The following is a 25,374-nucleotide window of genomic DNA, read 5'->3' as shown; positions in this document are numbered from 1 at the left end:
GCAGCCGCCTGCGCAGCCGGTTCCGCCGCCGCAGACCGTGCCGCAGCCGCCGAAGCTGAAAACCATCAACTGGGCGGCAGCGTACAGCCGCTGGTGGCGAACATGGTGCAGTCAGCGGGCGTGACGTCAGGCAGCGTGCTGCTGGTAGACCGCATCAAAAACAGCACCAACGGCGCACTGCAAACTGAAAAAGCCACTGCTGCGATTGAGAGTGCGCTGGCGAACAACGGTAAATTCAGCCTGGTATCAAATGACCAGCTGAATCAGGCGAAGCAAACGCTCGGCCTGTCGCCAGAGGATAGCCTTAACTCACGCAGTAAAGCGATCGGCCTTGCGCGTATCGTCAACGCGCAGTATGTGCTCTACAGCAATGCGCAGGGCGACGTAAAAGCCCCTGCGCTGCAGATGCAGCTGATGCTGGTGCAGACCGGTGAGATTATCTGGTCAGGTAACGATGTTGCACAGCCCTGATGCGCAGCTGCAAAAACTGATTCAGCAACAATGGCCGACGGCGCAAGCTGCCGGTCATTTTTTCGCGCTGCCGGGGCTGAGCGGCAACAGCATACGGGTGCAACGCGATCGGCACATGCTGCTGGCGCGCAGAGTCCCGCCGCAGCCGATTCCGTTTGTTGATCGCCAGCGTGAATACCGCGTACTGCGTCAGTTGCGTCATGCCGGACTTGGGCCGCAGCCGCTTGGCTGGCAGTCACCATGGCTGCTGCAAGGCTGGCTGCCAGGGGAGATGCTCACCCCGGCGCAATTCACGGCGCAGCACAACGAGGTGCTGGCGCTGCTGCTACGGCTGCATCAGCAGCCGTTGACCGGTTACCGTCTGCGGCTGGCACCGCTGCTGCAGCGCTACTGGCAGCTGTGCCGGCAGCGCCACTGGCGCTGGCACCGGCGGCTGAGCCGCTTACTGCAGCGCGGTGAGCCGCAGCCGTTGCGTCTTGCGCCTCTGCATATGGATGCGCATGCAGGCAATGTTATTGCCACATCGCAAGGCTTACGTTTAATTGACTGGGAGTATGCTGCTGATGGCGACGTTGCGCTGGAGATCGCTGCGGTTTGCGCCATTGATACGGCGCATCAGGCCTGCTGGATCAGCGGCTATGCAGCGCAGGCAAAGATAGATGAAGCGGTGCTGGCGCGTCAGGTGCAGCGCTGGCGGCCGTGGCTGCAGCTGCTGATGGCCAGCTGGTATCAGCTGCGCGCCGAGCAGAGCCAGGATGACACCCTGCAGCAGCTGGCGCAGGCCAGCTGGCAGGATCTTTAATACAGGAACAGAGACATGACGATGAATACGCCCGGGCCGCTAATGCTGGACGTCGAAGGTTACGCGCTGGATGCAGAAGAGCGCGAAATTCTGCAACATCCTCTGGTGGGCGGATTGATTCTGTTCGCCCGGAATTTTCACGATGTGGCGCAGTTGGCCGAGCTGGTGCGTCAGATTCGTGCCGCGTCGCGTAACCGCCTGGTGATTGCGGTGGATCAGGAGGGCGGACGCGTGCAGCGCTTCCGCGAAGGTTTTACCACCTTGCCTGCCATGCAATCTTTCGCGGCGCTTCACGACCTGGCGACAGCCGGCGATGTGGCGCAGCAGGCGGGCTGGCAGATGGCCGCCGAGATGCTGGCGCTGGATATCGATATCAGCTTTGCGCCGGTGCTGGATATCGGTCATATCAGTGCGGCGATTGGCGATCGCGCTTTTCATGAGGATCCGGCGATTGCGCTGCAGATCGCCCGACGCTTTATCAACGGTATGCACGAAGCCGGCATGAAGACCACCGGTAAGCATTTCCCTGGCCACGGTGCGGTAAGCGCCGATTCCCATAAAGAGACGCCGCGCGATCCGCGCGCGATGACCACGCTGCGCCAGCATGATATGACCATCTTTAAGCAGCTGATTGATGAACAGCTGCTGGATGCGGTGATGCCGGCACACGTTATCTATACTGACGTCGACCCGCTGCCGGCCAGCGGCTCACCGTACTGGCTGCAAACCGTACTGCGGCAGGAGCTGGGCTTTGACGGCGTGATCTTCTCCGATGATCTCTCCATGGAGGGCGCGGCGGTGATGGGCAGCTATGCTGAACGGGCGCAGCAGTCGCTGCATGCCGGCTGCGATATGATCCTGGTGTGCAATCAGCGCGCCGGTGCGGTAAGCGTGCTGGATAACTTGACGCCGATCGAAGCAGAGCGCGTCACGCGATTATACCATCAGGGACGTTTTGATCGTCAGAGCCTGCAGACAAGCGCGCGCTGGCGACAGAATCATCGTCAGCTTGGCGATCTGCAGGATCGCTGGCTGGCGCATAAAGCGTCGGGCAGATAAACGCCGCTGCCCGGATGTCACTCCACGCTGAGGATACTCATGATTATCTATCTGCACGGTTTTGATTCCACCAGTCCGGGCAACCACGAAAAGGTGCTGCAGCTGCAGTTTATCGACCCGGACGTCAGGCTTATCAGCTACAGCACCCGCCATCCTAAACACGATATGCAGTTTCTGCTGAAAGAGTGCGACAAGCTGTTGCAACAGGGCGGGGATACGCATCCGCTGATATGCGGCGTCGGCCTCGGTGGTTACTGGGCTGAACGTATCGGCTTTCTCTGCGGCATCCGCCAGACTATCTTCAACCCCAACCTGTTTCCTTACGAAAATATGGAAGGCAAAATCGACCGGCCGGAAGAGTATCTGGACATCGCCACCAAATGCGTTAGCGACTTTCGCGAGAAGAACCGCGATCGCTGTCTGACCATTCTCTCCCGGCAGGATGAAGCGCTGGATAATCAGCGCAGCGCCGCGGCACTTCATCCGTTTTACGAGATCGTCTGGGATGAGACTGCCAGCCATAAATTTAAAACCATTGCCCCACATCTACAGCGCATCAAAGCCTTTAAATCCCTTACCTGAACCCCTGCGCGCCGTGTGATGCGGCGCACAGAATGTGTAACATTCTGATAATGCAGTTGAAAGATTGATGTACATCAATTTTCTTATGATCTGACTCTCACGGCGTGCTACTCTGCCCTCAGCTCGCGATTAAATTTCGCCAACCCTATGTTTATTAAGGTTTTTACATAACCATTAATTAACTTTTGGTTTACAACTTTGAGGGGGTCTTCATTGACTACAACTTTGGAAAAAATCGTCATTGTCGGCGGGGGCGCCGGTGGCCTGGAGCTGGCGACGCAGCTTGGGCACAAGCTCGGCCGTAAGAAAAAGGCGGAGATTATTCTGGTGGATCGTAACCACAGCCATCTGTGGAAGCCGCTGCTGCATGAAGTGGCGACCGGTTCGATGGATGAGGGGATTGATGCGCTTAGCTACCTGGCACACGCGCGCAATCACGGCTTCCAGTTTCAGCTGGGTTCGCTGACGCAGATTAACCGCGACGCGAAGACCCTTGAACTGGCAGAGATTCGCGATGCCAGCGGCGACCTGCTGGTACCGCAGCGCGAGCTGGCGTATGACCGTCTGGTGATTGCGCTTGGCAGTACCTCAAACGACTTCAACACGCCGGGCGTGAAAGATCACTGCATCTTCCTGGATAACCCGCACCAGGCGCGTCGTTTCCACAATGAGATGCTCAACCTGTTCCTGCGCTTCTCGGCCAGCGAAGGGCAGCAGCAGAAAGTGAATATCGCCATTGTGGGTGGCGGTGCGACCGGCGTTGAACTCTCCGCCGAGCTCTACAATGCCGTGAAGCAGCTGCACAGTTATGGCTATAAGGGGCTCGACAGTAACGCGCTCAACGTTACGCTGGTGGAAGCGGGTGAACGCATTCTGCCGGCGCTGCCGCCGCGCATCTCTGCGGCGGCACACCAGGAGCTGAGTAAGATCGGCGTCCGCGTGCTGACGCAAACCATGGTCACCAGCGCCGCTGAAAATGGTCTGAATACTAAAGGTGGCGAATTTATCGAAGCGGATTTGATGGTCTGGGCGGCCGGCATTAAAGCCCCTGATTTCATGAAAGCGATCGGCGGGCTGGAAACCAATCGCATCAATCAGCTGGTGGTGAAAGAGACGCTGCAAACCACGCTGGACGACGATATTTATGCGATCGGTGACTGCGCCTCCTGCGCGCTGCCGGGCGGCGGTTTTGTGCCACCACGTGCGCAGTCAGCGCACCAGATGGCGTCACGCGCGCTGGAGAACATCCTGGCGCAGCGCAAAGGCAAACCGCTGAAGGCTTACGTCTATAAAGATCACGGTTCACTGGTGTCTCTGTCGCGCTTCAGTACGGTGGGCAGTCTGATGGGTAACCTGATGCGGGGCTCAATGATGGTGGAAGGGCGCATTGCGCGTTTTGTCTACATCTCTCTGTATCGTATGCACCAGATTGCGCTCCACGGATATTTCAAGACCGGCCTGATGATGCTGGTGGGCAGCCTCAACCGCGTACTGCGTCCGCGCCTCAAGCTTCACTGATGTTTTCCGGGCGGTTCACGCCGCCCGTTCCGCAAATCTCTGCTGTAACCCCTTGATTTGGGTTAATCCCGCTAACGTTACAGCTGGATGGCAACCCCTCTCAGAACTCTCCTAAAAGCCGGTACTGCCTCCGTTCCGCTGCGTTTCCTCCATTAATCTGATGTTGCATTTTCGGACCATCTGTAAAACTTATCCCAACGAACACGGCGCGGCGCGCACGCCGGTTATGCCTCGGTTATCCGGTAGCGGATAGCGGCAGGAATGCGCGGTAACAACTTCAGGAGGACATTCCTGTGAATAAATCAATGTTAGCGGGTATCGGGATTGGTGTGGCAGCGGCGCTGGGTGTGGCTGCGGTCGCCAGCATGGACGTCTTTGATCGTGGCCCGCAGTTCGCACAGGTTCTCTCAGCAACGCCGATTAAAGAGAGCACCAGACAGCCGCGACAGGAGTGCCGTAATGTCACTATCACTCATCGTCGTCCGGTGCAGGATGAGAACCGTATTGCCGGGTCAGTACTGGGTGCGGTAGCGGGCGGTGTGCTGGGTCACCAGTTTGGTGGCGGACGTGGCCGCGATGTCGCGACCGTTGCAGGTGCGCTGGCCGGGGGTTACGGCGGTAATCAGGTGCAGGGCGCACTGCAGGATCGCGATACCTACACCACCAGCGAACAGCGTTGTAAAACGGTGTACGACAAACAGGAAAAGATGCTGGGTTATGACGTGACCTATAAAATAGGCGACCAGCAGGGCAAAATCCGCATGGAGAATGACCCTGGCACCCGCATTCCGCTCGACCGTAATGGTCAGCTTATCCTGAATTCGAATCAGGCCTGATTGGGCAAAGCTATTCACAGCAGCAGTAACAAAAAAAGCGCCGTAAGGCGCTTTTTTTATACTGTTATTTCTCAACAGACTGAATAATCGCCATAACTTCGTCATTATCGCTGCCGGCATACGGCGAAGCGTAGAGCGTAGTGCTCCTGGGATCTCTTCGTCACAGGGCTACCGGGATAATCCGCACGATATTTGTAGTGGCGACCCGTCAGGGCCGCCAGGAAATCCATAACGCAGTGTGATGGCTGTTACTATCAGGATGTAATCAGCTTTTTTTGTCTACCATTGAGATGAGGACGGCTCGCGGTTTCTCCTCTGTTTCAACCGATACGGTGACATTGGGATCGTTGCCAGCCCAACAGTCACCTGTAAAGCTGCATGCTTCGCTTTTTATATAGCCATTCTGTTTCATAAAGGCATTAATTTGATCGGCATCGGTCGTACCGATAAACCTCACCCGGAAAATCTGAGCAGGGTTGGGGCCTGATACGTTACTGTAATGAAAGCTGTAATTATCAGTAAGGCGCGGCGCTTTTTTTAGCAAATCCGGCGTATAAAAGTTGTAATCTTGTGTATCTTGCTCCGTATAATCGGCACTATCCGCAAACTCCATTCGTAAATAATGCAAGCCCCAGGCAAAACAAGCCGCACAAGCTACGAGAATGCAAAGCGTAATCCTGAAAGATGTTTTCATAGCTTTGACACGCCTTTGCCAAAATGGATAAAGCCACGATCGGGATCAATGATGCCAACATCTTCCGATGTCCACCGATTATAAGGGGTTACGCTTCGCATAAAGATAGGCAGTTGACCAAAGTAGGGTTTGGCGTGGGAAACCTGAAGAGGATCAGGGAAAAGTAGCGGTTTAAACGTTTCGTTTTTCCAGGAGCCAATTTTTCCATAATAATCCCAGCGCCTTAACGCCTCTGATTGGCTCACTGGCTTCAGATAGCTGAAAATGCCGCCCATGCATGCAACAACCCGGTAAAAACCGAGCAGATCCGAAACCAGGTCTTCGCCACTGAATCCGCTGTCCGTAGCCCAGCTAAAAGGGAAAGAACCCTGCAGCCCTTCAAATCTGCGCGCCAGCGTCATCATCATGGCAAGCGCTATGCTTTGCTTCTGGTGATATGACAAACCCTTTTTGAGACGCCAGGTGATTGATTTTCCAACGGTCAGGCGCCTTTTAAGGCCAACCATTGATTGTTTGTAAGTGACATCATAGGTGGGTCCGCTTTGCGCCTCACCACGCAACATTTGCGCCCACAGCTGTCTGATGTCAGTGCCTTGCGCATGGCCAAGGTCTATCCAGCCTAATACCTCTGTATAAACTAAGCCGTAAGCGCTTCTTTCTGCTTTACTGCCGTCGAGAATATCCTCTCGTCTGCTCATTATTAAGCTCCTTCCATGGTTTAATCCTGTGAATCCATCATTGTGGTATCACAGGATTAAGTCGTTATTTACTTTTATCTCCACACTTTGCGGGCAAGATCCCTAAACCCGGTGCTTCGCCAGTTCGCTGACAAAATTTTGTACCCACTCCATACGCGTTTTGCGCTCGCTTAAATCGTGGGTAAATTTCAGCCTCGTCGGGCCTTCCAGCTTCCATTGTCGGGGATCTTTCTGCAGCAGGCTAATCAGCCAGCCGGGATCAACCTGGTTCTGCGGGGCGAACTCAAAGAAACCGCCTTTGTCGCTGGCTTCGATTTTACGCAGCCCCAGCTCGCGGGCCACCAGGCGCAGTCCGGCGATATCCAGCAGATTGCGTGCGGCATCCGGCAGTTTCCCGAAGCGATCAATCATCTCGACTTTCAGCTCGGCCAGATCCCGCTCATCCGCCGCGCTGGCAACACGCTTGTAAAGCGAGAGACGCGTATTCACATCGGGGATAAAATCATCCGGCAGCAGGGCAGGCATACGCAGCTCGATTTCGGTCTGATTGCTGGTGAGGTCCTCCAGCGAGGGTTCGCGTCCCGCCTTGAGCGCATCCACCGCGTTCTCCAGCAGCTCCATGTACAGCGTAAAGCCGATGCTCTCCATCTGGCCGCTTTGGTCTTCGCCCAGCAACTCTCCGGCACCGCGAATCTCCAGATCGTGGGTTGCCAGCGCAAAGCCCGCACCAAGATCTTCCAGTGAGGCGATCGCTTCCAGGCGCTTCTGCGCATCGGTGGTCATGGCTTTCGGATGCGGCGTCAGCAGCCAGGCGTAGGCCTGATGGTGCGAACGCCCGACGCGACCGCGCAGCTGGTGCAACTGGGCCAGGCCAAAGTGATCGGCACGTTCAATGATAATGGTGTTGGCGCTGGGCACGTCGATACCGGTCTCGATGATGGTGGTACACACCAGCACGTTAAAACGCTGGTGGTGGAAATCATTCATCACCCGCTCCAGGTCGCGCTCACGCATCTGGCCATGACCGATGGCGATACGCGCCTCGGGCACCAGCTCTGCCAGCCGTTCTGCCGCTTTGCCAATGTTCTCGACATCGTTGTAGAGGTAATAGACCTGGCCGCCGCGCAGCACTTCACGCAGAATCGCCTCACGCACCACCAGGCTGTCATACTCGCGCACAAAGGTTTTTACCGCCAGACGACGCGCCGGCGGCGTCGCGATAATCGACAGATCGCGCATGCCGCTCATCGCCATGTTCAGAGTGCGTGGAATCGGCGTTGCGGTCAGCGTCAGGATATCGACATCGGCACGCATCGCCTTGATGCGCTCTTTGTGACGCACGCCAAAGCGGTGCTCCTCATCAACAATCAGCAGGCCAAGGTCGCGCCACTTCAGATCGCTCATCAGCAGCTTATGGGTGCCAATCAGGATATCGATTTTGCCTTCGCTGGCCTGTTCCAGCACCTGCGCCTGCTCTTTGGCGCTGCGGAAGCGCGAAAGCATCTCAATGCGTACCGGCCAGTTGGCAAAGCGATCGCGGAAGTTGTCATAGTGCTGCTGCGCCAGCAGCGTGGTCGGCACCAGCACCGCGACCTGTTTGCTGTTCTCTACCGCGAGGAAAGCGGCGCGCATCGCCACTTCGGTTTTACCAAAGCCGACATCGCCGCACACCAGACGATCCATTGCCAGCGGCTGGCACATGTCGCTCAGCACGGCATTGATCGCCTGGCCCTGATCCGGCGTGGTCTCAAACGGGAACCCTTCACAGAACAGCTGATACTGCTCGCGATCGTGTTTGAAGGCGAAACCGGTCTTGGCCGCGCGTTGGGCATAAATATCCAGCAGTTCGGCAGCAACGTCGCGCACTTTCTCGGCAGCCTTCTGCCGTGCGCGTGACCAGGCATCGCTGCCCAGCTTGTGCAGCGGCGCATTTTCGTCAGCGCCGCCGGCATAGCGGCTAATCAGATGCAGCGACGAGACCGGCACATAAAGTTTGGCGTCGCCCGCGTAGGAGAGCATCAGATACTCGGCCACAATGCCGCCCGCTTCAAGGGTCGTCAGGCCAATGTAGCGGCCAACGCCGTGCTCCAGATGCACCACCGGCTGGCCGGGATGCAGCTCCGCCAGGTTACGAATCAGCACATCCGGGTTGATGGTGCGGCGGTTATCCTGCCGGCGACGGCTGACGCGCTCGCCCAGCAGATCGCTTTCACAAATCAGCGCACGCTGGCGCTGAGTATCAATAAAGCCGCGTTCGCTGGCGCCGATCATCAGGCTGTGCGGCTGGGCATCCGCCTGATCGAAGTGGTCGATAGGCTGCGGACGCAGTTTGATGCGCGCCAGCAGCTCCTGCAGGCTCTCACGGCGGCCTTCGCTCTCTACCGAGAAGATCACCCGGCCATCAAAGCTTTCCAGGAATTGACGCAGCATATCGAGCGGGGCTTTGGCCTGCGCCTGTACCGCCAGGTCCGGCAGCGGCTGGTAGCCAAGGTTAGTATTGGCGGCTTTTTCTGGCAGCGTCTCGGTGCTGAGCTGCATGCGCGGCCAGGCTTTGAGTTCGCTGAGCAGCGCATCCGGGCGCAGCCAGAGCGTGGCAGGCTCCAGCAGAGGACGCATCGGATCGATACGGCGGTTTTCATAGCGTGCATTGGCATCCTGCCAGAAGCGCTCAGCGCTGGCAGGCAGATCGCCACTGTTAAGTATCAGCGTGTTGGCCGGCAGATAGCTGAACAGCGTAGGCAGCGCCTGCTCAAAGAACAGGGGTTGCCAGTATTCGATACCGGCGGGCAGCGTGCCTTTGCTGACCTGCTGATAAACGTGCTCTGGCTCGCGGCGTACGTCGAATGTCTCACGCCAGCGGCTGCGGAACAGCTCAATGGCGGCCTTATCGGTCGGAAACTCATGGGCAGGCAGCAGATTAATGGCGCTGACGGCTTCCAGCGTACGCTGGCTGTCAACGTCGAACAGGCGCAGGCTGTCGATCTCGTCATCAAAGAAGTCGATACGGTAGGGCTGATCGCTGCCCATCGGAAACAGATCGAGCAGCGCGCCTCGCGTGGCGTATTCGCCGTGCTCCATAACCTGATCAACATGGCGATAGCGGCCTGCTCCAGCTGGTCGCGCAGCGCATCGCGCGATAGCTTTTGCCCCTGCTGCATAACCAGCGCATGACCGTGCAGGAAACTGTGCGGACACACGCGCTGCATCAGCGTGTTAACCGGCATGATCAGGATGCCACGCGTCATGGTGGGCAACTGATAAAGGGCAGAGAGGCGGGCGGAGATGATATCCTGATGCGGCGAGAAGCTGTCGTAGGGCAGGGTTTCCCAGTCTGCGAGGTGGGTAACCGGCAGATCGGTGAACTGCCGCAGCTCCTCTTGCAGGCGCAGCGCCGATTGCATGTCCGGGGTGATCATTAACACCGGGCCGCTGTGGCGTTCGGTGATGCTGGCGCACTCAACCGCTTGCGCGGCGCCGACCAGCTGGCCGAGCTGACGATGGTCGCCCGCTTTGGCAGGCAGGGTGTAGCGATGCTGTTCCGACATAAGGTGCGACATTCTCTCCTCAGATTCCAGGGCGTCATCATTCCATAAACCGCCGTGAGGATCATCTCTCCTTTCTGAGTTTCTGCCAGGTGCGCATGAATGCGCACCTTGGCAGAACATGTTTACCCGGGTCGCCCCGATCTACTTACTGGATTGCTGTGTATAGTGCATGCGCGGACGATCAACATTAGCCCATGAGAGCTCTCGCTCAAGGTGATAGCTGTGATTGCCGTCGTCCCACTTCACGTAATAACCAATGGGTGCATCTCCCTGTTCAAAGACGTTCACAATCTCGCCTTTAATCTCTCCCGATTTGTGTTTCACAATACTGCCTTTCGGAAATCTGAACATGGGGAACTCCTCGCCTGAACAGGACAGGCTGACTGCGGTGCTTATCGAAAACGCGGTAAAGCAGAGTTAAGTCTACGTGAGGATGTGCACAATAATTGCACAAATAGCGCCATTATTTTGTCGCAATTGTATGCATCATCGCGTCAGGCGACGCATTTTGACGCAACTTTGCCTTAGACTCAGAGGGTTAGAGGTTTCATAAAGCAGACAGCTCCTTTATCATCCCACTACTTATTTGCAGGCAACGGCCAAGACGGATCTCATGTATCAACCAGTCGCGTTATTTATCGGTTTGCGCTACATGCGTGGACGTGCTTCAGACCGCTTTGGTCGCTTCGTCTCCTGGCTCTCAACTATCGGCATTACGCTTGGCGTACTGGCGCTGGTGACCGTACTGTCGGTCATGAACGGCTTTGAACGTGAGCTGGAGGGCAATATCCTCGGCCTGATGCCGCAGGCGCTGGTGACCAGCGAGAAAGGCAGCATCAATCCGCAGCAGCTTCGCGCGCAGGATCTCCATCTGCAGGGCGTCACGCGTATTGCTCCGCTCACCACCGCCGACGTCGTGCTGCAGAGCGCGCGCAATGTCTCCGTGGGCGTCATGCTTGGTGTTAACCCCGACGAGCCGGATCCGCTCACGCCCTTCCTGGTCAACACGCCCCAGAGCGTGCTGCAGCCCGGCCAGTACAACATTATCCTCGGTGAACAGCTGGCCTCTCAGCTGGGCGTGAAACGTGGCGATCAGCTGCGCCTGATGGTGCCTTCGGTAAGTCAGTTTACGCCGGTCGGGCGCGTGCCCAGCCAGCGCATCTTTACGGTTGCCGGGACCTATGCGGCCAACAGCGAAGTCGATGGCTATCAGATTCTGGTCAACCAGCAGGACGCCTCACGCGTGATGCGTTATCCGGCCGGCAACATCACCGGCTGGCGTTTGTGGCTGGATAAACCGCTTAACGTTGATGCGCTCAGCCAGCAGACGCTGCCCGCCGATCTGACGTGGAAAGACTGGCGTGAGCGCAAAGGCGATCTCTTCCAGGCGGTGCGCATGGAGAAGAACATGATGGGCCTGCTGCTTAGCCTGATCATCGCCGTCGCCGCCTTCAATATCATCACCTCGCTGGGCCTGCTGATCATGGAGAAGCAGGCGGAAGTGGCGATCCTGCAGACCCAGGGCTTAACCCGCCGGCAAATTCTGGCGGTATTTATGGTGCAGGGCGCCAGCGCCGGCATTATCGGTGCGCTGCTGGGTACGCTGCTCGGCGTGCTGCTCGCCAGCCAGCTGAACAATTTGATGCCGGTGATCGGCCTGTTCCTTGATGGCGCAGCGCTGCCGGTGGACATCAACGTCTGGCAGGTCATCACCATCGCACTGGTCTCGATGGCCGTTGCGCTGCTCTCAACTCTCTATCCGTCGTGGCGCGCTGCCACCGTTCAACCCGCTGAGGCTTTACGTTATGAGTAATACCCCTTTGTTGCAGTGTCGTGACCTGTGCAAACGCTATCAGGAAGGCAGCGTGCAGACCGATGTGCTGCGCAATGTGGCTTTTAGCCTGCAGCCGGGCGAGCTGACGGCGATTGTCGGCAGCTCTGGTTCCGGTAAAAGTACGTTGCTGCACCTGCTGGGCGGGCTGGATGCGCCCACCTCCGGCGACGTGGTCTTTGATGGCAAATCACTCAATGAGATGTCCTCGTCTGCCAAAGCGGAGCTGCGCAACCGTGAGCTGGGCTTTATTTATCAGTTTCACCACCTGCTGCCAGACTTCAGCGCGCTGGAAAACGTGGCGATGCCGCTGCTGATTGGCAAAATCGGCAAAGCGGAAGCAGAGTCCCGCGCGCGTGAAATGCTGGCGGCCGTCGGGCTGGAGCCGCGTGCGGCGCACCGGCCTCGGAGCTATCCGGCGGTGAGCGCCAGCGTGTGGCGATTGCCCGTGCGCTGGTCAATCGTCCGCGCCTGGTGATGGCCGATGAGCCAACCGGTAACCTGGATGCCCGCAACGCCAATGCCATTTTTGAGCTGCTTGGCGAGCTCAACGTGCAGCAGGGCACCACGTTTCTGGTGGTCACGCACGATCTCAACCTGGCGAAGCGCCTGAGCCGTCAAATGGAGATGCGCGATGGTCAGCTGAGCGAGCACCTGATGCCGGGAGCGATCTGATGGCCTCCTCTCTCTCTCTGCTGCTTGGGCTGCGTTTCAGCCGTGGCCGGCGGCGCGGCGGCATGGTTTCGCTGATTTCGATCATCTCTACGGTGGGCATTGCGCTGGGTGTGGCGGTGCTAATTATCGGCCTGAGCGCGATGAACGGCTTTGAGCGTGAACTGAACAAACGCATTCTGGCTGTGGTGCCGCACGGTGAAATCGAGCCGGTTAACCAGCCCTTCCGTCACTGGCAGCCGATGATTGCGCCGATCGAGCAGGTCGCCGGTATCGCGGCGGCGGCGCCTTACGTCAACTTTACCGGGCTGATTGAGAGCGGGGCAAAGCTCCAGGCGCTGCAGGTGAAAGGCGTGGATCCGCAGCAAGAGCCACGTCTCAGCGCGCTGCCGCAATTCGTGGCGGGCGATGCCTGGTCACAGTTCACGGCCGGAAAACAGCAAATCATTCTGGGTGGCGGCATTGCCAGCTCGCTTCACGTGAAGCAGGGCGACTGGATCACCATCCTGATCCCGAATAACGATGGCGGGAACAAGCTGCTGCAGCCGAAGCGTATCCGTTTACAGGTGAGCGGTATTCTCCAGCTGAGCGGCATGCTCGATCACAGCCTGGCGCTGGTGCCGCTGGCGGATGCGCAGCGTTATCTGGATCTGGGCGACAGCGTCAGCGGTATTGCGCTGAAAATGGATGACCCGTTTAAGGCGCAGAAGCTGGTGCGCGATGCCGGCGAAGTGACCCACTCATACGTCTATATCAAAAGCTGGATCGGCACCTATGGCTATATGTACCGCGATATCCAGATGATTCGCGCCATTATGTATCTGGCAATGGTGCTGGTGATTGGCGTCGCCTGCTTCAACATCGTCTCTACGCTGGTGATGGCGGTGAAAGACAAGAGCAGTGATATCGCAGTCCTGCGCACGCTGGGTGCCAAAGATGGCCTGATTCGCGCCATCTTTATCTGGTATGGCCTGCTGGCCGGGCTGCTCGGCAGCGTCAGCGGCGTGGTGGTAGGCGTGCTGGTGGCGCTGAACCTGACGCCGGTGATGCGCATGATTGAGCATCTCACCGGTCATCAGCTGCTGGCCGGTGACATCTACTTCATCGATTTTCTGCCGTCTGAGCTGCACTGGCTGGATGTGATTATCGTGCTGGCAACCGCGATTGTGCTGAGTTTACTGGCCAGCTGGTATCCGGCGCGGCGCGCCAGCCGCATTGATCCGGCCCGCGTGCTCAGCGGCCATTAATGCAGAAAAACGCAGCCGCCTTCGCGGCTGCGCACATTTTTAGCGTCTGTTACAGGCAGCTGTCATCCGCAGCCGCTATTATCGGGACATTATTGCCCGACCCGACACCCGAAACACGGCTTACAACGCCGCCGATTAAGGAGCCTTTATGCGCATACAGCGCCGTCGCTTACGACTCGCCCGCGATAAGAAAAACCGCCGCAAAGTGCATCAGCGCTTTCGCCAGCGCATCTTCGAGCGCGACCGCAATGCTGAACTGGCTGCGCACCCGCTGCCGCGCGTGGTGGTGCTGACGGGCGCAGGCATCTCAGCCGAGTCCGGTATTCGCACCTTCCGCGCCGCAGACGGCCTGTGGGAGGAGCACCGGGTGGAAGATGTGGCCACGCCGGAAGGGTTTCACCGCGATCCGGCGCTGGTGCAGGCGTTTTATAACGCGCGCCGCCGCCAGCTGCAGCAGCCGGAGATTCAGCCCAATGCCGCGCATATCGCGCTGGCTGAGATGGAGCAGATGCTGGGCGATAACTTCCTGCTGGTGACGCAGAATATTGATAACCTGCACGAGCGTGCGGGCAGCGAGCGCGTGCTGCATATGCACGGTGAGCTGCTGAAAGTGCGCTGTGAAACCAGCGGTCAGGTACTGACATGGACGGAAGATGTCACCGCGGACGATCGCTGCACCTGCTGCCAGTTCCCGTCGCGCCTGCGCCCGCACGTGGTGTGGTTTGGCGAGATGCCGCTGGGGATGGAGGAGATCTATCAGGCAATTGAGCAGGCCAGTCTGTTTGTGGCTATCGGCACATCCGGGCACGTCTATCCGGCGGCCGGTTTTGTCCATGAAGCGAAGCTGCAGGGCGCCCATACCGTGGAGTTGAATCTGGAGCCGAGCCAGGTGGGAAATGAGTTTGCCGAAGGGCAATACGGCTTAGCCAGCGAAGTGGTGCCGGCGTTTGTGCATGCGTTTTTACGCGGCTTGTATAAGTAGTCACCCGCGGTTCTCACGCCTCCCTCCGGCGCGGGGGAGGCGTGAGCGGGCAGCCCGGCGTTAACGTCCCGCTTTCAGCTTCTGGAACAGCGTCTCATACTGCACGCTGGCCGCGCCGACGTCGTTCTGCCACTCGCCTTTTTCAACCACTGCAGCAGGCGGATAAAGAGAGGGATCATTCGCCACCTCTTTCGGCAGCAGCTTTTTCGCCGCCAGATTAGGCGTAGGATAGCCGATGGTTTCCGCCACTTTTGCCGCCACATCCGGGCGCAGCAGGAAGTTGATCAGCTTCAGCGCGCCCGCTCTGTTTTTGGCATTGGCCGGAATCGCCAGATTGTCCATCCAGAAGATGCCGCCCTCTTCAGGCAGATAACCTGCAGCGGCGTACCGGCCTGACGGGCCACGTACGCTGAGCCATTCCAGATCATACCGACGTTGACTTCGCCCTCCATAAACGGGTTACCGGGGTTATCGGAGTTAAACGCCAGCACGTTCGGCATCAGCGCCTTCAGCGCTTCATAGGCCGCTTCAATCTGCTGCGGGTCCTGCGTATTACCGGAGTAGCCAAGCTTGCGCAGCGCCATCTGGAACACTTCGCGCGCATCATCGGTTAGCAGCAGACTCTGCTTATACTCCGGTTTCCACAAATCGGCCCAGCGCGTAATGGTTTTCGCGTCGACCGCATCAGTGTTGACGCCAATCGCCGTCGCGCCCCAGATGTAGGGGATAGAGTAGTCGTTGTTCGGGTCGAACGGCTTGTTAAGCAGGTTGGGATCGAGATTGCTGAAGTTGCTCAGCTGAGACTTGTCGATCTTCTGCAGCATGCCCTCATTACGCATTTTGGCGATGAAGTAGGTGGAGGGCACCACCAGATCCCAGGCGCCATCTTTCCAGGTTTTCAGCTTGGCATACATGCTCTCATTGGATTCATAGGTGGAGTAGATCACCTTGATGCCGGTCTCTTTAGTGAACTGCTCCAGCAGCCCCGGCGGCACGTATTCCGTCCAGTTGTAGAAATAGAGCGTGTTGTTGTCATCGGCCTGCGCACTCTGCAAACCCAGCGCCAGCGCCCCAGCCGCCAGCCAGTGAGACCACTTTTTCATCGGTTATCCTCTATTTGGTTTTATCACGGAGCAACAGCTGACTGGCCGCCACAAGCAGCAGCGACAGCAGCATCAAAATGGTCGCCAGCGCGTTCACTTCCGGCGACACGCCAACTTTCACCATCGAGTAGATCTTCAGCGGCAGAATCTCAAAGGTCGGACCGGTGACAAAGGACGACACCACCACATCATCCATCGACAGGGTAAAGCTCAGCAGCCAGCCTGCCGCCACGGCGGGCAGCGCCAGCGGCAGCAGAATTTTGCGCAGGATAGTTACCTCACTGGCGCCGAGATCCTTCGCCGCCTCCAGCATGCGTACGTCAAACCCTTTCAGGCGTGAATAGACAGTGATGACCACAAAAGGCAGGCAGAACGTAATGTGTGAGAACAGCAGCGACCAGAAGCCGAGCGAAATGCCCAGCAGCATAAACAGCACCAGCAGCGAAATGGCCATCACAATATCGGGCGACATCATCACCACAAACAGCATGCCACTGACAAACGGCTTACCGCGAAAGCGATAGCGGTAGAGCGCCACCGCCGTGAGCGACCCGATTATTGTGGCGCAGCTGGCGGAGAGCACGCCCATCAATAGCGAGTGCTGCGCCGCCTGAATCAGGCTATCGTTATTGACCAGCAGGCGATACCACTGCGTGCTGAAGCCCTGCCAGTTGATGCCAAAACGCGAGGCGTTGAACGAGTTGACGATCAGAATAACGATCGGAATATAAAACCAGGCATAAATGACGGCCATGAAGCCGCCGCGTAACCCACGCGCCATCACTGCAGCTCCACTCTATTGTTCAGCAGGCGCGCCGCGCGCCAGTAAACCAGTAACATCAGGCCCATCAGCAGCGTCATGACAACGCTGGTCGCGGCACCAAAGGGCCAGTCGCGGATATTCAGGAACTGGCTTTTGATCACGTTACCGATCAGCAAATTCTTCGCGCCACCCATGAGATCTGCCACAAAGAACATCCCCATCGCCGGAATAAACACCAGCAGGCAGCCGGCAACGATGCCCGGCATGGTGAGCGGCAGAATAATGCGCACCAGGGTTTGCAGCTTGCTGGCGCCGAGATCGCGCGCGGCTTCAAGGCAGGATTTATCCAGCTTCTCCAGGCTTGAGTAGAGCGGCAGCACCATAAACGGCAGCAGGATGTAGATCAGGCCCAGGATGACCGCTTCCGGGGTATACATAATGCGAAACGGTTTATCAATGATGCCGGTCCACAGCAGAAACTCGTTCAGCCAGCCGCGCGTGCTGAGGAAAATTTTCAGGCCGTAGATGCGAATCAGGGAGTTGGTCCAGAACGGCACCAGCAGCAGAAACAGCATCAGCGGACGCCGGCGCGCCGGCAGTTTGGTCAGGCACCAGGCAAACGGATACCCCAGCAGCAGGCAGCACAGCGTGGCAATGAAGGCCATATTCAGGGAGTGCAGCAGCACCCCGGCATAGAGCGGATCGAGCAGGCGCCGGTAGTTATCCAGCGTGAAAACCATGCTGACAAAATGCGCGTCGTCGCGCGTCAGGAAGCTGGTGGCAAAAATCATCAGATTGGGCAGCAGCACGAACAGCGTGAGCCAGCCGACAATCAGCGCCACAATCGCGCTCTGCAGACGATTACGCATCCGTTTCATACGGCAGCACCACCTCCCAGTTTGGCACCCAGCGCACCGCCATCTTCTGGTTCAGCGAGTGGTCAAAATCAGGGTCATCCTCATTGAAAAATTCGCTTACCGTCAGCAACTTACCGTTCTCCAGCTCAACGGTGGACTCAAGCGTCATGCCTTTGTAGTTACGCTCACGCACGTAGCCGGTGAGGTTTTCGCTGCAGCTGTCGTGGTCGATCTCCTCTACGCGCAGATCCTCCGGGCGCAGCAGCACATGCAGTTTATCGCCTGGCCGCACCGGGAACGGGCAGTGGATGTCGCACTCGCGCCCCTCAACCAGCGCGCGTACGGCAGGCGCGCGCGCGTTGCTGATCACCTCAGCGTCAAACACGTTGATCTCACCGATAAAGCGCGCGACAAACAGGTTGGCAGGCTCTTCGTAGATCTCGCGCGGCGTGCCATCCTGCACGATGCGGCCATCGCGCATCACCACGATGCGATCGGACATGGTTAATGCCTCCTCCTGATCGTGCGTGACAAACACAAAGGTGATACCCAGCTTACGCTGCAGGGCTTTCAGTTCGTTCTGCATCTGGCGGCGCAGCTTGTAGTCCAGTGCTGATAAAGACTCATCCAGCAGCAGCACTTTCGGCCGGTTGACCACCGCACGCGCAATGGCTACGCGCTGCTGCTGACCGCCGGAGAGCTGATGGGGACGCCGGTCGGCAAAATTCTCCAGCTGCACCATCGCCAGCGCGTCGGTCACGCGCGTGGTGATTTCGGCCGCCGGGGTTTTCTGCATACGCAGGCCAAACGCAACGTTTTCGAAGACTGACATGTGCGGAAACAGCGCATAGCTCTGAAACACCGTATTGATATGACGGTGCTCTGCGGGCGTGTCGGTGATGTCGCTGCCATCCAGCTGAATGTGGCCGCTGTCGGTCTGCTCCAGGCCGGCGATCAAACGCAGGATAGTGGTTTTGCCACAGCCGGAGGGGCCAAGCAGAGTGATAAATTCGCCGTGATCAATAGTCAGGTCGAAATCGGAAATGATGGTTTTGCCATCAAAAGCTTTACTGATGCCAGAAAGCGTAACCAGCGCTTGCTGCGCGCGTGTTTGCGTCATTTTCGTCACTCAGTCTGAGGAAAAATCAGATTACAGCATAGCCGCCTGCGACCGGTTGCCGTGATGAAGGGCGCGATAATACCGCAAAAACGCATCAAAGCCATGTATTGACACGGAATAACCTTGAAAAGTCTGCAAATTGCTGGAGTATGCTCAGCGAGCAAACCAGATAAACAAGCTTCAGGACGAATTTCAGCGCGTAATCACGCCGGGAGGGCTAACCTGAAAGATAATGATTTGACGCAACATGGCGGCCATCGCCCGCCGTGATAATGATGCAGATTCTTTAGAGGGATGACAGATGGATCAATTACTTGAGCGTTTTCTCAGTTATGTAGCAGTAGAAACTCAGTCAAAACCTCAGGCGCGACAGGTGCCGAGCAGCGAAGGGCAGTGGACGCTGGCGCGCCAGTTACAGGAAGAGCTGATTGCTCTTGGCTTTGTGGATGTCTCGCTGAGCGATCACTGCTGCGTAATGGGCACGCTGCCCGCCAACGTTGACTGGCCAACGCCGGTGATCGGCTTTATTTCCCACATGGATACGTCACCGGATTACACCGCGAAAAACGTCAATCCGCAGATCATTGAGAACTATCGTGGCGGCGATATCGCGCTGGGTAACGGCGAAGAGGTGCTCTCGCCGGTGATGTTCCCGATTCTGCATAAGATGATTGGCCACACGCTGATCACCACCGACGGCAAAACGCTGCTGGGGGCCGACGACAAAGCCGGCATCGCCGAGATCATGACGGCGATGGCGCAGTTGGCCAAAGGCGATACGCCGCATGGTGCGATTCGCGTGGCGTTCACGCCCGATGAGGAGATTGGTCGCGGCGCGTCACACTTTGACGTAGAGGGCTTTGCCGCCGACTGGGCCTATACCCTGGATGGCAGCGATCTCGGTGAGTTTGAGTTTGAGAACTTCAACGCGGCTACCGCCATCGTCAAAATCACCGGTAATAACGTGCATCCGGGCAGCGCAAAAAATGTGATGGTCAACGCCCTGGATCTGGCGATGCGCTTTCATGCCGAGGTACCGGCCAAAGAGAAGCCGCAGTTTACCGACGGCTACGAGGGCTTTTTCCATCTGCATACCGTTAAAGGCACGGTGGAGCACGCTGAGCTGATGTACCTGATCCGTGACTTCGATAGCGACGGCTATGCGCAGCGTAAGCAGCTGCTGGAGGAGATCGGCAGGCGCGTGAGCAAAGGCTTGCAGAGCGAGTGCTCGGTGAGCGTAGAGATCAGCGACAGCTATCGCAACATGCGTGAGAAAGTGGAGCCGCACCCGCACATTATCGAACTGGCGTTACAGGCGATGCGCGATTGTGGTATTGAGCCGAAGGTGAAACCGATTCGCGGCGGTACGGATGGCTCCGCGCTGTCGTGGAAAGGTTTGCCGTGTCCGAACCTGTTTACCGGCGGGTACAACTACCACGGCAAGCATGAGTTTGCCTCACTGAATGTGATGGCGCAGGCGGTCGAAGTGATCGTACGGCTATCGGCGCTGGCCGCTGAGAAGAGAGACTAAACAGAACGGGCCTGCATACACGCAGGCCCGGTTTTCACAGGGCTTCGCCGTTTCTGGCGGGCTTAATCCGCAAAGAACCAGTATCCGCTGTTCACCAGCGCCGCCAGCTGCGCCAGCAGAGAGGGATCGTCCAGCGCGTCGCCGAAATCGTCCAGCGACAGCACATGCTTACGCGCCAGCGCTGCCAGTACTTCCGGGTGGCTGCACGCTACGTGTTCACCGTTCACGAAGACCGCATCGCCCAGCGTCAGGACGCGCAGGCCGCCCAGGCGGGTTAACGCATCGCCCTGTTGCAGCGCATCGTAAATTTCGTCGGGCTGATAAGGGGGCTCCGGCGGCGCAATATCCAGTTCATGGCGCGACTGCGAAATAAACTCACCGAACCACTGGTTGAACTGCTCCGGCTGGTTGATCACATCCAGCATGACTTTACGGATGCCTTCCACTTCCGACGGCAGAATCTGCGACGGGCAATCGCGGGTCGGCACATCCGGATCGCTGAAGCGGTAGCTGCCCAGCTCGTGCGCCAGCATGTAATCGGCAAAGCCGCTGATTAACTCACGGCCATTCGGTGCGCGGAAACCTACCGAATAGTTGAGAGCATTCTCCAGCGAGTAGCCCTCGTGCGGGAAGCCCGGCGGGATATAGAGAATGTCGCCCGGCTCCAGCTCTTCATCGATAATGGCATCAAAAGGCTCAACCTGCAGCAGGTCAGGGTGCGGGCAGTGCTGTTTCATCGGCACTTTTTCACCCACGCGCCAGCGACGACGGCCGGTGCCCTGAATAATAAATACGTCATACTGATCGAAATGCGGACCCACGCCGCCGCCCGGCACCGCGAAGGAGATCATCAGATCGTCGATGCGCCAGTCCGGCAGAAAGCGGAACGGACGCATCAGCGCCGCCGAGGCTTCATGCCAGTGGTTAACCGCCTGAACCAACAGCGACCAGTTACTTTCGCCGAGATGATCGTAGCTTTCAAACGGTCCGTGGCTCACCTGCCATTTACCGTTGCTGTGGCTGACAAGGCGGCTGTCCACCTCGTTCTCCATCGCCAGACCGGCCAGCTCATCAGGGGAGATAGGATCAATAAAGTTTTTGAAACCACGCTTAAGCACCACCGGGCGTTTTTGCCAGTAGCGCTGAATAAAGTCGGGCCAGTTGATGTCGAGCTGATAGTCCATACGAGGATTCCGGTTGGGGCCATAATTGCTGCCAAGTATAACAGCCCGCCGTGCTTTCTACTCGCGGTGATGTGGAACTTCCTGGCGCTGAAAGATCACCTCCATGCGCGCGCCGCCCAGCGGGCTGGTGGTAGCGATAACCTGCCCGGCATACTGTTCAAGAATATCGCGCACCACCGCCAGACCTAATCCCTGGCCGGGGCGCAGGGTATCGGCGCGCTGGCCACGCACAAAGATCAGGTCGCGCTTACTCTCCGGAATGCCAGGGCCATCGTCATCAATAAACAGATGCAGCGCCTGATCGGTCTGGCGCGCGGTCACCTCGATAAACTCCAGGCAGTACTTACAGGCGTTATCCAGTACGTTGCCCAGCACCTCCATAAAATCGTTCTGATCGCCAATGAACGTCAGCTCCGGTGAGATGTCCAGCGTGATCTCCACCCCTTTACGCTGGTAGACCTTGTTGAGCGCAGAACAGAGGCTATCCAGCAGCGCCGAAACGGAGTGCATATCGCGCTGCAGCGGATTGTGATCGGCCTGCATACTGGCGCGGTGCAGATAGTAGCCAATCTGCTGCGAAATCCGGCTGATCTGCTCCAGCATCACCGGCTCGGCCTGTTCGACCGTCAGCTCTTTGCCGCTGCGCAGCGAACGCAGCGTACTCTGCAGCACTGCCAGCGGGGTTTTCAGGCTGTGCGTCAGGTCAGATAAGGTGGTGCGATAGCGGGTGTAGCGCTGCCGTTCGTTGGTCAGCAGCAGGTTGAGGTTGCGCACTAAGCTGCGCAGCTCCTGCGGTGGATTGTCAGCCAGATTTTCGCGGTGGCCCACCTCCAGCTCGCGCACCTGCGAGGTGAGGTTACCGATCGGTCGCAGGCTCCAGTGCGCGGCCAGCCACAGCAGCGGGATCACCAGCAGCAGGTTTGCCGCCAGCACATAGCTGAACCATGACCACACCACGTCAGAGTGCTGCAGCTCCTGGGGAATTGAATCGACCACCACAATGGTCAGCGCCGGCAGGTTAGTGGTGGCATCGTAACGGTTAACCGCTACGGAGTGCGTGAAGGTGTCGTTGCTGTCGCTGTCGATGGCGTGCAGACGCTGCTGCGCCTGCGGATTGTTGCCCATGGCCGCCATACTGGTGCGATTACTGGTATCAATTTCATAGAAATCGGGCTTGAGCAGCCACTCGCGGCGAATGTTATCGCGGATCTCCGGCACATCGCGCTGCTGCCACAGCAGTTTGCCGCGCTCATCGTAGATAAACACCAGCGTGGGGAAGTTGAGCGTCATGCGCTCCGGCTGGGCAATGGTGAGCTTATTGTCTCTCCACTGGGCGAGGGTAAAAAAGAGGTTGCTCTCGCCGCGCATGACGCGGTAGGTATTTTTATCGAAGCTGACCACGTAGCCAATGACGGCCACCATGCCATAGGAGAGCGACAAAAAAAGGACGATAGCAGCCGTCGCCAGCAGAAAACGCGCGCGTAAAGAGAAAGGACGCTGACGACGAAGCCAATTCATCACTCAGAGATCAAAGCGGTAACCCTGGCCACGCACGGTATTGATCACTTCTGCCGGATGGAGCGCGAGAATTTTTTCCGCAGGCGGCCCATCAGCACATCAATGGTGTGGCTCTCACGCAGTTCGGCATCCGGATAGAGCTGCAGCATCAGGGAGTCTTTACTTACCACTTTTCCGGCGTTGCGGATCAGCGTCTCAACAATGGTGTATTCAAAGGCGGTCAATTTGACCGGCGCATCATTCACCGTCAGTTCACGACGCGACAGATCAACCTGGAACGGCGGCATGGAGATAATCTGTGAAGCGTGTCCGCTATTGCGGCGCATCAGCGCCTGCAAACGCGCCGCGACCTCTTCAATATGGAAAGGCTTGGTAACATAGTCATCAGCGCCGGCTTCCAGCGCTTCGACTTTCGCCTGCCAGCCTTCGCGTGCGGTCAGCACCAGAATCGGCTGGCGAATGGCGTCACCGCGCCAGCGACGAATCAGCGACATGCCATCTTCATCGGGCAGGCCCAGATCGACCAGTGCGATATCCGGAATATGCTCCTGCAGGAAATAGTCGGCTTCTTTAGCATCTTCGGCAGCATCAACCTGATGGCCCATATCGCGCAGCTGGACCGCGAGATGATGGCGCAGCAGGGCATTATCTTCCACAACCAGAACACGCATAGTATTTCCTTACTTTCTCATTCGGTGATGATGCAGAAAGTATACGCGACACGAATTAAACCGAAGTTTAACGCGATCTACGCGGCTTCTGACCAATCGCCTTAGCGATCCGCCAAAAGCCGGTAGCCGATGGGGCTTATTTCAGGTCGTCAACCATCTGAACGGCACGGCCAAGGTAGTTGGCCGGTGTCATCTGCTTGAGGCGGACCTTCTCCTCTTCCGGCAGCGCCAGGCTATCGATAAAGGCCTGCATGCCGGCGGCATCCACGCGCTTACCGCGCGTCAGCTCTTTCAGCTTCTCGTATGGCTTCTCAATGCCGTAACGACGCATCACCGTCTGGATCGGCTCAGCCAGCACTTCCCAGTTGTGATCCAGCTCATCAAGCAGGCGATCGCGATTCACTTCCAGCTTGGAGATACCTTTCAGCGTCGCCTGATAGGCGATCAGCGCATAGCCTACGCCCACGCCGAGGTTGCGCAGAACGGTGGAGTCAGTCAGGTCGCGCTGCCAGCGTGATACCGGCAATTTGCTGGCCAGATGCTGCAGCACCGCGTTCGCCAGGCCGAGGTTACCTTCGGAGTTTTCGAAGTCGATTGGGTTAACCTTGTGCGGCATGGTGGAGGAGCCGATCTCACCGGCAATGGTTTTCTGTTTGAAGTGGTTAAGCGCGATATAGCCCCAGATATCACGATCGAAGTCGATCAGGATAGTGTTGAAGCGGGCGATGCAGTCAAACAGTTCAGCGATGTAATCGTGCGGCTCAATCTGCGTGGTGTACGGGTTCCAGCGGATGCCCAGTGACGTGACGAACTGCTCGCTCAGCTGGTGCCAGTCCACTTCCGGATACGCGGCGATGTGGGCATTGTAGTTACCGACCGCGCCGTTGATCTTACCCAGCACCTCAATGTGAGTTAGCTGGCGCAGCTGGCGCTCCATGCGGTAGGCGACGTTCGCCATCTCTTTACCCAGGGTAGAGGGCGTGGCCGGCTGGCCATGGGTGCGCGACAGCAGCGGAATATCGCGATACGCTTGCGCCAGACCTTTCACCGCGTTAATCAGGTCGTTCCAGAAGGGCACAATCACGTCGCGACGAGCCGTTTCCAGCATCAGCGCATGCGACAGGTTGTTGATATCTTCAGAGGTACAGGCGAAGTGGATGAACTCCGAGACCGCGTGCAGTGCGGGCACGTTAGCCACTTTCTCTTTCAGAAAGTACTCAACGGCTTTCACGTCATGGTTGGTGGTGCGCTCGATGGTTTTGATGCGCGCCGCGTCCTCTTCATTGAAATTAGCGACAATGGCATCAAGGAAAGCGTTTGCGTCGGCATCAAATGCAGGAACTTCCTTGATCTCTGCGGTCTCAGCCAGTTTCTGTAACCAGCGAACTTCAACCTCAACGCGGAACTTCAGCAAACCGTATTCGCTGAAAATGGCGCGCAGCGGGCTGACTTTATCGCCGTAACGACCATCGACAGGTGAGACGGCGGTCAGAGAGGATAATTCCATCAGTGCAACTCCTGAATCGTTAACAATATAGGGCAGGGCGGCGCTTAATACGCCGGACCCAGCGGGATAAAAGGGTTTTCGCTTCACGCAGCAGACGCTGACGCGAGAACATTAACTGCAGACGCCCGCCGCCCACCTGCTGCCACAGCACGGCGGCGCGGATGCCCGCCAGCAGCGCGGCGC

The 25,374-nt window shown here is 57.8% G+C and carries 19 protein-coding genes and 5 pseudogenes; 11 read left to right on the top strand and 13 right to left on the bottom strand.

What is annotated here, in order from left to right; all coding sequences use genetic code 11:
- The 6 genes and pseudogenes from lpoB to HA48_RS18800 all read left to right on the top strand — a co-directional run.
- A pseudogene (gene lpoB, locus HA48_RS18825) lies at positions 1 to 471 on the top strand (penicillin-binding protein activator LpoB); the annotation flags it as partial.
- Positions 455 to 1,273 carry a thiamine kinase gene (gene thiK, locus HA48_RS18820; RefSeq protein ID WP_208613153.1) on the top strand — a complete coding sequence of 273 codons (819 nt, stop codon included), beginning with the start codon at positions 455 to 457 and terminating at the stop codon, positions 1,271 to 1,273. The pseudogene lpoB and the gene thiK, both read left to right, overlap by 17 nt.
- A gap of 15 nt (positions 1,274 to 1,288) precedes the next feature.
- Positions 1,289 to 2,332, top strand: a complete 1,044-nt coding sequence (nagZ, locus tag HA48_RS18815) for a beta-N-acetylhexosaminidase (protein ID WP_128602673.1) — start codon at positions 1,289 to 1,291, stop codon at positions 2,330 to 2,332.
- Positions 2,333 to 2,371: 39 nt separating this feature from the next.
- Complete coding sequence (ycfP, locus tag HA48_RS18810; protein WP_128602672.1) at positions 2,372 to 2,914, top strand: alpha/beta hydrolase YcfP; 543 nt, start codon at positions 2,372 to 2,374, stop codon at positions 2,912 to 2,914.
- Positions 2,915 to 3,127: 213 nt separating this feature from the next.
- On the top strand, positions 3,128 to 4,432 hold the full coding sequence (locus HA48_RS18805; RefSeq protein WP_128602671.1) for an NAD(P)/FAD-dependent oxidoreductase: 1,305 nt from the start codon (positions 3,128 to 3,130) through the stop codon (positions 4,430 to 4,432).
- A 293-nt stretch (positions 4,433 to 4,725) separates the two neighbouring features.
- On the top strand, positions 4,726 to 5,268 hold the full coding sequence (locus HA48_RS18800; protein ID WP_128602670.1) for a glycine zipper 2TM domain-containing protein: 543 nt from the start codon (positions 4,726 to 4,728) through the stop codon (positions 5,266 to 5,268).
- A gap of 265 nt (positions 5,269 to 5,533) precedes the next feature.
- Here HA48_RS18800 and HA48_RS18795 read toward each other — a convergent pair whose 3' ends face one another.
- The 4 genes and pseudogenes from HA48_RS18795 to HA48_RS18780 all read right to left on the bottom strand — a co-directional run bounded on the left by HA48_RS18795 (position 5,534) and on the right by HA48_RS18780 (position 10,556).
- The gene (locus HA48_RS18795) at positions 5,534 to 5,962 is read right to left on the bottom strand and encodes a hypothetical protein (protein WP_128602669.1); all 429 of its coding nucleotides are present in this window, start codon (positions 5,960 to 5,962) and stop codon (positions 5,534 to 5,536) included.
- Positions 5,959 to 6,660, bottom strand: a complete 702-nt coding sequence (locus tag HA48_RS18790) for a hypothetical protein (RefSeq protein ID WP_128602668.1) — start codon at positions 6,658 to 6,660, stop codon at positions 5,959 to 5,961. The genes HA48_RS18795 and HA48_RS18790 overlap by 4 nt, the downstream gene beginning before the upstream one ends.
- 102 nt (positions 6,661 to 6,762) lie before the next feature.
- Positions 6,763 to 10,205: pseudogene (mfd, locus tag HA48_RS18785) on the bottom strand (transcription-repair coupling factor).
- A 141-nt stretch (positions 10,206 to 10,346) separates the two neighbouring features.
- Entirely contained in the window at positions 10,347 to 10,556 is a 210-nt protein-coding gene (locus HA48_RS18780) for a hypothetical protein (RefSeq protein WP_128602667.1), read from the bottom strand.
- 262 nt (positions 10,557 to 10,818) lie between these two features.
- Here HA48_RS18780 and lolC point away from each other — a divergent pair, with 262 nt between their 5' ends.
- From lolC to cobB, 4 genes and pseudogenes are all read left to right on the top strand, one after another.
- Positions 10,819 to 12,018, top strand: coding sequence for a lipoprotein-releasing ABC transporter permease subunit LolC (gene lolC, locus HA48_RS18775; protein WP_128602666.1), 1,200 nt, complete (start codon positions 10,819 to 10,821; stop codon positions 12,016 to 12,018).
- A pseudogene (gene lolD / locus HA48_RS18770) lies at positions 12,011 to 12,711 on the top strand (lipoprotein-releasing ABC transporter ATP-binding protein LolD). The gene lolC and the pseudogene lolD overlap by 8 nt, the downstream one beginning before the upstream one ends.
- On the top strand, positions 12,711 to 13,955 hold the full coding sequence (lolE, locus tag HA48_RS18765; protein ID WP_128602665.1) for a lipoprotein-releasing ABC transporter permease subunit LolE: 1,245 nt from the start codon (positions 12,711 to 12,713) through the stop codon (positions 13,953 to 13,955). The pseudogene lolD and the gene lolE overlap by 1 nt, the downstream one beginning before the upstream one ends.
- A gap of 148 nt (positions 13,956 to 14,103) precedes the next feature.
- Complete coding sequence (gene cobB, locus HA48_RS18760) at positions 14,104 to 14,937, top strand: Sir2 family NAD+-dependent deacetylase (RefSeq protein ID WP_128602664.1); 834 nt, start codon at positions 14,104 to 14,106, stop codon at positions 14,935 to 14,937.
- Positions 14,938 to 14,997: 60 nt separating this feature from the next.
- Here the strand turns inward: cobB and potD are convergent.
- The 4 genes and pseudogenes from potD to potA all read right to left on the bottom strand — a co-directional run bounded on the left by potD (position 14,998) and on the right by potA (position 18,780).
- Positions 14,998 to 16,040, bottom strand: a pseudogene (gene potD / locus HA48_RS18755) (spermidine/putrescine ABC transporter substrate-binding protein PotD).
- 10 nt (positions 16,041 to 16,050) lie between these two features.
- On the bottom strand, positions 16,051 to 16,824 hold the full coding sequence (gene potC / locus HA48_RS18750; RefSeq protein ID WP_128602663.1) for a spermidine/putrescine ABC transporter permease PotC: 774 nt from the start codon (positions 16,822 to 16,824) through the stop codon (positions 16,051 to 16,053).
- Positions 16,821 to 17,672 (bottom strand): spermidine/putrescine ABC transporter permease PotB, encoded by an 852-nt coding sequence (gene potB, locus HA48_RS18745; RefSeq protein ID WP_208613154.1) that lies wholly within the window; start codon positions 17,670 to 17,672, stop codon positions 16,821 to 16,823. Before potB ends, potC begins: the two co-directional genes overlap by 4 nt.
- Complete coding sequence (gene potA / locus HA48_RS18740; protein ID WP_128602661.1) at positions 17,665 to 18,780, bottom strand: spermidine/putrescine ABC transporter ATP-binding protein PotA; 1,116 nt, start codon at positions 18,778 to 18,780, stop codon at positions 17,665 to 17,667. Before potA ends, potB begins: the two co-directional genes overlap by 8 nt.
- A gap of 301 nt (positions 18,781 to 19,081) precedes the next feature.
- On the opposite strand from potA, the gene pepT reads away from it, so the two are divergent.
- Positions 19,082 to 20,311 carry a peptidase T gene (gene pepT, locus HA48_RS18735; protein WP_128602660.1) on the top strand — a complete coding sequence of 410 codons (1,230 nt, stop codon included), beginning with the start codon at positions 19,082 to 19,084 and terminating at the stop codon, positions 20,309 to 20,311.
- A 62-nt stretch (positions 20,312 to 20,373) separates the two neighbouring features.
- Here pepT and HA48_RS18730 read toward each other — a convergent pair whose 3' ends face one another.
- The 5 genes and pseudogenes from HA48_RS18730 to HA48_RS18710 all read right to left on the bottom strand — a co-directional run.
- Complete coding sequence (locus tag HA48_RS18730; protein ID WP_128602659.1) at positions 20,374 to 21,495, bottom strand: ribosomal protein uL16 3-hydroxylase; 1,122 nt, start codon at positions 21,493 to 21,495, stop codon at positions 20,374 to 20,376.
- Between the two features lie 57 nt (positions 21,496 to 21,552).
- Entirely contained in the window at positions 21,553 to 23,013 is a 1,461-nt protein-coding gene (gene phoQ, locus HA48_RS18725; RefSeq protein ID WP_128602674.1) for a two-component system sensor histidine kinase PhoQ, read from the bottom strand.
- A gap of 3 nt (positions 23,014 to 23,016) precedes the next feature.
- A pseudogene (gene phoP, locus HA48_RS18720) lies at positions 23,017 to 23,684 on the bottom strand (two-component system response regulator PhoP).
- A 136-nt stretch (positions 23,685 to 23,820) separates the two neighbouring features.
- Positions 23,821 to 25,191 carry an adenylosuccinate lyase gene (gene purB / locus HA48_RS18715; protein WP_128602657.1) on the bottom strand — a complete coding sequence of 457 codons (1,371 nt, stop codon included), beginning with the start codon at positions 25,189 to 25,191 and terminating at the stop codon, positions 23,821 to 23,823.
- A 19-nt stretch (positions 25,192 to 25,210) separates the two neighbouring features.
- On the bottom strand, positions 25,211 to 25,374 hold a 164-nt coding region (locus HA48_RS18710; protein ID WP_128602656.1), incomplete at its 5' end, for a DUF489 family protein.

Source organism: Pantoea wallisii, assembly GCF_002095485.1.
Taxonomy (GTDB): domain Bacteria; phylum Pseudomonadota; class Gammaproteobacteria; order Enterobacterales; family Enterobacteriaceae; genus Pantoea; species Pantoea wallisii.
This window is presented reverse-complemented; position numbering and strand designations above follow the sequence as displayed.

Coding starts and splice junctions, on each gene's coding strand:
- thiK (WP_208613153.1), top strand. CDS start 455: ATGTTGCACAGCCCTGATGCGCAGCTGCAAAAACTGATTCAGCAACAA.
- nagZ (WP_128602673.1), top strand. CDS start 1,289: ATGACGATGAATACGCCCGGGCCGCTAATGCTGGACGTCGAAGGTTAC.
- ycfP (WP_128602672.1), top strand. CDS start 2,372: ATGATTATCTATCTGCACGGTTTTGATTCCACCAGTCCGGGCAACCAC.
- HA48_RS18795 (WP_128602669.1), bottom strand. CDS start 5,962: ATGAAAACATCTTTCAGGATTACGCTTTGCATTCTCGTAGCTTGTGCG.
- HA48_RS18790 (WP_128602668.1), bottom strand. CDS start 6,660: ATGAGCAGACGAGAGGATATTCTCGACGGCAGTAAAGCAGAAAGAAGC.
- HA48_RS18780 (WP_128602667.1), bottom strand. CDS start 10,556: ATGTTCAGATTTCCGAAAGGCAGTATTGTGAAACACAAATCGGGAGAG.
- lolC (WP_128602666.1), top strand. CDS start 10,819: ATGTATCAACCAGTCGCGTTATTTATCGGTTTGCGCTACATGCGTGGA.
- lolE (WP_128602665.1), top strand. CDS start 12,711: ATGGCCTCCTCTCTCTCTCTGCTGCTTGGGCTGCGTTTCAGCCGTGGC.
- cobB (WP_128602664.1), top strand. CDS start 14,104: ATGCGCATACAGCGCCGTCGCTTACGACTCGCCCGCGATAAGAAAAAC.
- potB (WP_208613154.1), bottom strand. CDS start 17,672: ATGCGTAATCGTCTGCAGAGCGCGATTGTGGCGCTGATTGTCGGCTGG.
- potA (WP_128602661.1), bottom strand. CDS start 18,780: ATGACGCAAACACGCGCGCAGCAAGCGCTGGTTACGCTTTCTGGCATC.
- pepT (WP_128602660.1), top strand. CDS start 19,082: ATGGATCAATTACTTGAGCGTTTTCTCAGTTATGTAGCAGTAGAAACT.
- HA48_RS18730 (WP_128602659.1), bottom strand. CDS start 21,495: ATGGACTATCAGCTCGACATCAACTGGCCCGACTTTATTCAGCGCTAC.
- phoQ (WP_128602674.1), bottom strand. CDS start 23,013: ATGAATTGGCTTCGTCGTCAGCGTCCTTTCTCTTTACGCGCGCGTTTT.
- purB (WP_128602657.1), bottom strand. CDS start 25,191: ATGGAATTATCCTCTCTGACCGCCGTCTCACCTGTCGATGGTCGTTAC.